The sequence below is a fragment of the Pseudomonas sp. JV245A genome, from assembly GCF_032424515.1.
GTDB classification, from domain to species: domain Bacteria; phylum Pseudomonadota; class Gammaproteobacteria; order Pseudomonadales; family Pseudomonadaceae; genus Aquipseudomonas; species Aquipseudomonas protegens.
In genome coordinates, this window is the sequence record NZ_VYKE01000188.1 from 1 (window position 1) to 8304 (window position 8304).

9 protein-coding genes are annotated in these 8304 nt (G+C 67.0%); 7 read left to right on the forward strand and 2 right to left on the reverse strand.

Annotated elements, in window-relative coordinates; all coding sequences use genetic code 11:
* The 4 genes from F6S12_RS28055 to F6S12_RS28070 all read left to right on the forward strand — a co-directional run.
* Positions 1–253, forward strand: a 253-nt coding sequence (locus F6S12_RS28055; protein ID WP_409999860.1) for a helix-turn-helix transcriptional regulator, incomplete at its 5' end; no start/stop codon positions are given.
* On the forward strand, positions 253–1725 hold the full coding sequence (locus tag F6S12_RS28060) for an alpha/beta hydrolase (RefSeq protein WP_283989139.1): 1473 nt from the start codon (positions 253–255) through the stop codon (positions 1723–1725). The genes F6S12_RS28055 and F6S12_RS28060, both read left to right, overlap by 1 nt.
* A gap of 102 nt (positions 1726–1827) precedes the next feature.
* Complete coding sequence (locus tag F6S12_RS28065; RefSeq protein WP_401154549.1) at positions 1828–2337, forward strand: sn-glycerol-3-phosphate transporter; 510 nt, start codon at positions 1828–1830, stop codon at positions 2335–2337.
* Between the two features lie 137 nt (positions 2338–2474).
* Positions 2475–3965, forward strand: a complete 1491-nt coding sequence (locus F6S12_RS28070; protein ID WP_315869569.1) for an aldehyde dehydrogenase family protein — start codon at positions 2475–2477, stop codon at positions 3963–3965.
* A 44-nt stretch (positions 3966–4009) separates the two neighbouring features.
* Here the strand turns inward: F6S12_RS28070 and F6S12_RS28075 are convergent, their stop codons facing one another.
* The gene (locus F6S12_RS28075) at positions 4010–4480 is read right to left on the reverse strand and encodes a hypothetical protein (RefSeq protein WP_011061324.1); all 471 of its coding nucleotides are present in this window, start codon (positions 4478–4480) and stop codon (positions 4010–4012) included.
* On the reverse strand, positions 4474–4929 hold the full coding sequence (locus F6S12_RS28080; protein WP_015635634.1) for a glucosaminidase domain-containing protein: 456 nt from the start codon (positions 4927–4929) through the stop codon (positions 4474–4476). Before F6S12_RS28080 ends, F6S12_RS28075 begins: the two co-directional genes overlap by 7 nt.
* Before the next feature lie 301 nt (positions 4930–5230).
* Here F6S12_RS28080 and F6S12_RS28085 point away from each other — a divergent pair, with 301 nt between their 5' ends.
* From F6S12_RS28085 to F6S12_RS28095, 3 genes are all read left to right on the forward strand, one after another.
* On the forward strand, positions 5231–6244 hold the full coding sequence (locus F6S12_RS28085) for an iron ABC transporter substrate-binding protein (RefSeq protein ID WP_315869570.1): 1014 nt from the start codon (positions 5231–5233) through the stop codon (positions 6242–6244).
* A 4-nt stretch (positions 6245–6248) separates the two neighbouring features.
* Entirely contained in the window at positions 6249–7859 is a 1611-nt protein-coding gene (locus F6S12_RS28090; RefSeq protein ID WP_220222657.1) for an ABC transporter permease, read from the forward strand.
* Positions 7856–8304 (forward strand): ABC transporter ATP-binding protein (locus tag F6S12_RS28095; RefSeq protein ID WP_315869571.1); only part of this gene is annotated, 449 nt, incomplete at its 3' end. The genes F6S12_RS28090 and F6S12_RS28095, both read left to right, overlap by 4 nt.

Sequence of the window (8304 nt, forward strand, 5' to 3'; positions counted from 1 at the left end):
CCGGGCCCTGGCGCAGATCCGTGAAGTGGCCGGCTACATGGCCAGTGTCGAACCCGACGGCGATGCCTGGCTGCTGATCGAGAGCCATTGCCCGATCTGCGTCGCGGCCCAGCAGTGCCAGGGCTTCTGCCGTTCCGAGTTGCAAGTGTTCCAGGCCGCCATCGGCGAGTTGGGCCAGGTGCAGCGCGTGGAACACCTGATTACCGGCGATCGACGCTGCGTCTATCGCATCCGTGCCACCCCAGTGAGTTAATGCCCGTGCCCCTGCCAGTCCTGTCCCGCCTGCTCAAACAGGGCGCGCTGATCCTCGGCGTCGCCACCCTGACCCTGCTGGCCTGGCGGGCTTACGACAGCGAGCGCGGCCCGGCGCTGCAGCCCTGGCACCTGAAGGTGCCCCATGAACTGAGCGTGGAGCAGTTGGACCACGCCGACTGGGGCGTCTGGCTGCAGGCCGAGGACCGGGTATTCACCGAGGTCCGGCAGCAGGTCAGCGAGCGCCTGGACCCCGGGCAGGTACCGCCCTTCAACCGCTACCGCCAGGACAGCCGGGCCTACCCGCCACGCTTTGCCACGAACTGGAACCGTTCCTACCTGTTGCGCCCGGCGGGTACGCCCCGGGGCGTGGTGGTGCTGCTGCACGGCCTGACCGATTCGCCCTACAGCCTGCGGCATGTCGCCCAGCGCTACGTCGAGCACGGCTACCTGGCCATCGGCTTGCGCCTGCCCGGCCATGGCACGGTGCCGGCGGGGCTGACCGATGCCCGGTGGCAGGACTGGCTGGCCGCCACCCGCCTGGCCCTGCGTACCGCCCGGGCCGAAGTGCCGGCGCCGGCTCCGCTGCACCTGGTGGGCTACTCCAACGGCGCCGCACTGGCGGTCAAGTACACCCTGGATGCCTTGAGCGACCCGCAGTTGCCCCAGGCCCAGCGCCTGGTACTGATTTCCCCGATGATCGGCGTCGCCTCGTCCGCCCGTTTTGCCGGGCTGGCCGCCTTGCCTGCGGTGTTCCCGGCCTTCAGCAAGGCGGCGTGGCTCAACCTGCGGCCCGAATACAACCCGTTCAAGTACAACTCGTTTCCAGCCAATGCCGCGCGCCAGTCCTGGCTGCTGACCGACACCCTGCAAAAGCAGCTGCTGGCCCTGGTGGGCGATCCACGGCTGGCCCGATTGCCACCTATCCTCAGCTTCCAGTCGTTGACCGACGCCACCGTCAGCACCCCGGCCCTGGTCAGTGGGCTGTACCGGCAACTGCCGGCCAACGGCAGTGAACTGGTGATCTTCGACCTCAACCGCGAGCGCGATTTCGAAGGGCTGCTGGACCCGGCCAGCGTCACCTCCCTGGCCAGCCTGCTACCGCCCGCGCCACGCAACTACACCACCCGCATCCTCAGCAACGAAGGCACGGGCAGCGCGGCACTGGAAGAAGTTAGCACCCCCGCCCTGAGCCCGGACAGCAGCCGGCGGCCCCTTGGCCTGGCCTACCCGCCGGGGGTGTTTTCCCTGTCCCATGTGGCATTGCCCTTCCCCGTCGATGACGGCCTGTACGGCACCCAGCCCAGCCCCGATGAGGATTTTGGCGTGCACCTGGGCACCATTGCCGCCCGTGGCGAACGGGGTGTGCTGGTGGTGCCCATGGATGAGCTGATGCGCCTGAGCGCGAACCCGTTCTACCCCTACCTGATCCAGCGCATCGAGGCGCAGATAGATAAAGCAACAGTTCATTGATTGATCCCGTGAATGCCCGAGTGGTAGTTTCGCCGCCCCCTACCCTCCTTGATTTCCGAGGGGGCGCAACTGCCGCCATGGCAGGGAAAGCCCATGATCTCCATGCTTCAATCTCCGGCCCTGGGCCTGCCAACGCCCAAGCACCGCACCCTGAAAGCCGCCGCTGTGGCCCTGCTGTTGCTGGGCGCGGCCGCCAGCGCCCAGGCCGACCAGCAACAGGACTTCTGGTACGTACAGACCAGCGTGTACACCAACCACTGGAGCAACGACCCCGACCACAACAACCACCAGGACCTGATCGGCCTGGAGCGCAACTACGCCGACGGTGAACTGTGGGGCGTGAGCACCTTTCGCAACTCCTTCTCCCAGCGTTCCTACTACGCCTATGTCGGCAAGGCCTGGGAAAATGCCGACTGGCCGGTTTACGCCAAGCTCAGTGGCGGCCTGATCCAGGGCTACAAGGGCGACTACAAGGACAAGATCCCGCTGAACCACTTTGGCGTGGCGCCGGTGCTGATCCCGGCCATCGGCACCCATTACGGCCCGGTGGGCGCAGAGCTGGTGGTGCTGGGGGCCGCGGCGGTGATGGTCAACGTCGGCTACCGCCTCTGAGCACCCGGCCCTCGCACAATCGTACAAGACGCCTCTGCACTCCCCTTCCTAGACTCCCCGCTGAATGACCACCGCGCCGCGGTGGCCCGGCGTTGCCATCGTTGCCAGTCCCGGCACACTTGGAAAGGGATCTTCCAATGCACGGTTTTCAACCCTGGAACCCGCAGTTCTATATCAACCCGCTGTACCTGCCGGCTTCCGGCGATGCCCCGCACCAGGTGTTCAACCCGGACACCCGCGAGCCCATCGGGCTCAACCCCAGTTGTACCAAGGACGATGTGCACACCGCGGTGGCGGCGGCCAACGTTGCCCACACCCTGTGGCGCCTGCTGGATACGGATCAGCGTCAGGCGCTGTTGCTGCAACTGGCGGACAGCATGGCCGCCGACAGCGAACTGAACCGGCAGATCATCCGGCAGATGACTCGGGAACTGGCGCTTTGCGTGGCCGAAGCCCGGGCCGAGCTGGATCACTGCGCAGCCGTGTTCCGCTATTACGGGGCACTGGCCGACAGCGATGTCCCGGCCCCGAGCCCGAGCGATGCAGCGCAGTGCCGGCTACGGTACGAGCCCTATGGCGTCAGCGTGCATATCCTGCCGTTCGCCCTGGGCATTGCCCTGCTGGGGCGCACGTTGGCCGCGGCCCTGGCGGCCGGTAACAGTTGCCTGGTCAAGCCGGCGCAGAACGCCAGCCTGTCCACCCTGGCCTTCATGCAGCACTTCGCTGGCCTGCCGGCGGGGCTGGTCTCGTGCATTCCCGGGGACGCCGCCACCGGGCAATGGCTGCTGCAGTCCAGCGGCACCCATGCCGTAGCCTTCACCGGCAGTGTCGGCGCTGCCAGCGCGGTGGCGGTGACCTGCGCCGAACTGCTCAAGCCCTGTGCGATCGAGAGCACCGGCCGCGGCGCGATGATCGTTGCCCAGGACGCCGACGTCGCGCTCGCCGCCGCCTACGGAGCTCGCGCCGCCTTCAGCCGCGGTGGCCAGAGTTGCCTGTCGATCCAGCATTTTTTCGTCGAGGCGCAGGTCCATGACCTGTTCGTCCGGCACTTCATCGAGCACACCCGCCCCCCGGGCCACGACTCCAGCAGCGCGGTGCGGCCGCTGATCAGCCAGGCCGCACGGCACAAAGTCCGGCGGCTGGTGCGTGACGCCCTGGCCAAGGGCGCCGCACTGCTGGCCGGAGAACAGGCACTCGAAAACCCGCTGCCCGGCAGCCTGCAACCGCCGGTGATCCTCACCGAGATCGACGACGACATGGTCATCACCCAGGAAGAGTGCCTGGGCCCGGTGGCGGTCATCCGACGGGTGAGTGACCTCGGCGCAGCCGCGCAACTGGCCAACGATTGCCCGGCAAGCTTTGAGGTGACCCTGTTCAGCAAAGATCCGGCGCACACGGTGCAGTTGGCCCAACGCTTACTGAGCGCCCGGGTGCGGATCAACCCGCCGCCCGTGCCGAACCACCCCGACAGCGAGCACCACTGGACCCTGTCGCAATTGGCCGGCGACCTGTCTCCCAGGGCCCTGGATGCTTTCCGGCGGCCCAAGCGCCTATTGCTCGGTGCTGCAGCGGCCCCGGCCACGCAGCAGGCGCCGGTGCAAGCCTTCGCCGCAGGGCTGCCCGAGTGATGAGCCAGAGGTTGGAAGAGCACGCGGCGACGGTGCTCCTAGGCTTATTGTTGGTCTTCGCAGCCCAGGCCCTCGCGCTGGCTTTTTTCATCCGCCAGGCTCTTGCCGGTGCGGGCCATCACCCGCCGCTGCAAGGCTCGCAGCTCGGCGCCATCAAGGCGCTTGCAGCTGTTGATTTCCCAGGTATCGCCCGTGTTCAGGCTGACCGAGAACAGGCCCCAGTACTCGGTGGCCCCGGCCTTGGGATCGTTGTAGCCGAGGCTGAAGTCGTAGTACCCGGGATGGGGCGGCTTGCCGTTTTCGTCCTGCAGGTCGCCGTCGATGAACACCCCGGGGCGCTGCAACTGATAGTCCTGGTGCTTGAGGGCCACCCGCAGGACCTGCTCCGCCTGTTCGCGGGTCAGTCCGCTGTCCTTGATCCGCGCCGGCTGCAGGCTATCGGTGGCGCAGGCCACCAGTGTGGTGCAGGCCAGGGACAGGCCAAGCACCCAGGAAGGGCTCTTGAGTTTCAGCACGCCATGCGCCCTCTGACCGCGATGATGATGTCCGCCAGGTAGCGGGCGAAGCCATCCCGGCCGCCGGTCTTGGCGTTGCCGGTGTTGTAGCCGCTGCGTACCAGCGCCTGGGCGAATGCCATGGGGTCACGCTGGCCACGTACTGCCGTGCCAAAGCTCGAAGCAAAGGACTGGGCGGACTTCTGGAAGGAGTCGAACTTGGCCACCTTGATGCTGGCGTTGCCCAGGGGCGCCTCGGCGCCGATCTGCAGGGGGGCCGGTGCGTGCATGGAAAAGTAGTTGTTCAGTTCCCGGGCAATGCGCCCGGTGCCGTACTGGCTTTCCTGGGCGGCCAGGCCCAGCAGGTTTTCCACCGGCAGGTCCAGCTGGTCGGCAATCGGCTGGCACACCGCCTTGTACTTGCTGACAAAGGTCACGGCACTGATGTTGTTGCAGAGTCTGGCGCTCACGTTTGTTCCCTCGGTTGACCGGTCAATTCCATTTACTGCGGTTTTCGCCGCGTGATTATAAAGCAACCCGGGGCCCACGCTGTCGAGTGCGTCACAGCCTCAAGGCAGACGCGTGACCGGCTACCGCGAGAACCTCCGGGCATCACGGGAATTCACCTTAAATTTGACGATTTTTTCTTGTTTGCCGCTCTACATTGCGCGCAGTTTTCATTTGCAAATGATTCCTATTGTTCGAGTTGTCCGACGGCTCGATTCTTCCGGCTTGATGCATCCAGAAACCACCGCAGGAGCTGCCTTCTCCATGACCCCACGTATCCCCTCACGCTTGAAAAACGGCCTGCTGGTCGGTGCCTTGCTGACTGCCGGCCATGCCTATGCGGCCGATGCCGACGGCTTGCTGGTGTACAACGCCCAGCACGAAGGCCTGACCAAGGCCTGGGTCGAAGGCTTCACCCGGGACACCGGGATCAAGGTCACCCTGCGTAACGGTGATGACAGCGAAATGGGCAACCAGCTGGTGCAGGAAGGCCGGGCTTCGCCGGCGGACGTGTTCCTCACCGAGAACTCACCGGCCATGGCCCTGGTGGACAACGCCGGGCTGTTCGCCAAAGTGGCTCCGACCACCCTGGAGCAAGTGGCCGCGGCCTATCGTCCAACCCATGGCAACTGGGTGGGCATCGCCGCGCGCTCCACGGTGTTCGTCTACAACCCGGCCAAGCTGCAGCAGGCCGACCTGCCCAAGTCCCTGCTCGACCTGGCGAACCCAGCCTGGAAAGGCCGCTGGGCCGCATCCCCTGCCGGAGCCGACTTCCAGGCCATTGTCAGCGCGGTGCTGGAACTCAAGGGCGAAGCCGCCACCCTGGAATGGCTCAAGGGGATGAAGAGCAATGCCAGCCTCTACCGGGGCAACAGCGCGGTGCTCAAGGCGGTCAACGCCGGCCAGGTGGACAGTGGTGTGATCTATCACTACTACAGCTTCGTCGACCAGGCCAAGACGGGGGAAAACAGCAAGAACACCGCCCTGCACTACTTCAAGCACCAGGATCCAGGGGCGTTTGTCAGCCTTTCCGGCGGTGCGGTTCTGGCTTCCAGCAAGCACCAGGAGCAGGCCCAGGCTTTCCTCGAGTGGATCACCAGCGCCAAGGGCCAGGCAGTGCTCGGCAGCGGCAAGTCGTTCGAATACGCGGTGGGCCTGGGCGCGCAGTCCAATCCCAAGCTGGTGCCCCTGGCCGAGCTGGACGCGCCCAAGGTTGACGCCGCCAGGCTCAACAGCAAGAAAGCCGTGGACCTGATGACCCAGGCCGGCCTCCTGTAAACCCATGGCCGACGACCTCTCACGCTTGCCCGCCGGGGATACGACCCGGGTCGCTGCCGCGACCCACACTGGCTATCGCCGCCACGGGCCGGGACGGCGGGCCGCCCCCTGGCTGTTGGGCGCGGCGCTGCTGGTGTCGCTGGGGGCGCTGCTGCCCCTGGGATTTGTCGTCGGCATCTCGATCCAGACCGGTTGGGCGACCATCGCCGAGCTGGTGCTGCGCCCGCGAGTCGCGCAGCTGCTGGGCAATACCCTGTTGCTGCTGGTGCTGACCCTGCCGCTGTGCGTGCTGCTGGGGATTGCGCTGGCCTGGCTGACCGAACGCAGCGACCTGCCCGGGCGGCGCATCTGGTCGCTGCTGGCCGTGGCGCCCCTGGCCGTGCCGGCGTTCGTCCACAGCTATGCCTGGGTCAGCCTGGCGCCCGCGCTGCACGGCTTGCCAGCGGCGGTGCTGGTGTCGGTGATTGCTTACTTCCCCTTTGTCTACCTGCCGGCGGCGGCCACCCTGCGCCGGCTGGATCCGGCCCTGGAAGACGTGGCCGAGGCCCTTGGGCTCGAACCCTGGGCCCTGTTCCTGCGGGTGGTACTGCCACAGTTGCGCCTGGCCGTGGGCGGCGGCGCATTACTGGTAGGCCTGCATTTGCTGGCCGAGTACGGCCTGTACGCAATGATCCGCTTCGACACCTTCACCACCGCCATCTACGACCAGTTCCAATCCACCTACAACGGCCCGGCGGCGAACATGCTGGCGGGCATCCTGGTGCTGTGCTGCCTGGTGCTGCTGGGGGTGGAGTCCGCCAGCCGTGGCCAGGCGCGCTATGCCCGGGTCGGCTCGGGCAGCCCGCGGCCCCAGCGCATCCAGGCCTTGCGCGGCGTGGCCCGGGCCGCGGGGCTGTTGCTGGCGGCGCTGACCAGTGCTCTGGCCCTGGGCGTGCCCCTGCTGACCCTGGGCAACTGGCTGCTGGCCGGCGGCCTTGAGGTCTGGCAGGTGCCGGAGCTGCTGCCCAGCCTGCGCCAGACCCTGATGCTGGCCAGCCTGGGGGCGCTGTTGACCACCTGTGCGGCGATCCCCGTGGCCTGGCTGTCGATCCGTGCCCCGGGGCGCCTGCTGCGGCTACTGGAAAGCTGCAACTACCTCACCAGTTCCCTGCCCGGCATCGTGGTGGCCCTGGCCCTGGTGACGGTCACGGTGAAATTCGCCAGGCCGATCTACCAGACCAGCTTCACCGTGCTCCTGGCCTACCTGCTGATGTTCCTGCCCCGGGCCCTGGTCAGCCTGCGGGCGGGTATCGCCCAGGCACCGGTGGAGCTGGAAAACATCGCCCGCAGCCTGGGCCGCTCGCCGCTCCAGGCGCTGTGGCGGGTCACCCTGCGCCTGGCGGCACCGGGAGCGGCAGCCGGCGCGGCGCTGGTATTCCTGGCCATCAGCAATGAACTGACCGCGACCCTGCTGCTGGCGCCCAACGGCACCCGCACCCTGGCCACCGGCTTCTGGGCCAGGACCAGCGAGATCGACTACGTCGCCGCGGCGCCCTATGCCCTGATCATGATCCTGCTGTCCCTGCCGTTGACCGGCCTCCTCTACCATCAATCCAGACGTACGGCGGGCCGATGAACGCTCTCGAACTCCACGCAGTGCACAAATCCTTCGGCGGCGTGCCGGCGGTGCAGGACATCAGCCTCAGCATGCCCGCCGGCAGCCGCACGGCTATCGTCGGCCCTTCGGGCTCGGGCAAGACCACCTTGCTGCGAATGATCGCCGGCTTCGAGTTTCCCGATCGCGGGCGCATCAGCCTCAATGGCCAGGTGCTGGCGGACGCTCAGGGCGCGGTGCCGGCCCATCAGCGCCTGATCGGCTATGTACCCCAGGATGGCGCGCTGTTTCCGCACCTCAACGTGGCGGCCAATATCGGCTTCGGCCTGACGGGCAAGAACCCGCAGAGGCAGCAGCGCATTGCCGAGCTGCTGGACATGGTGGCTCTGGATAGCAGCCTGGCCGCCCGTTGGCCCCACGAGCTTTCCGGCGGCCAGCAGCAGCGGGTTGCCCTGGCCCGGGCCCT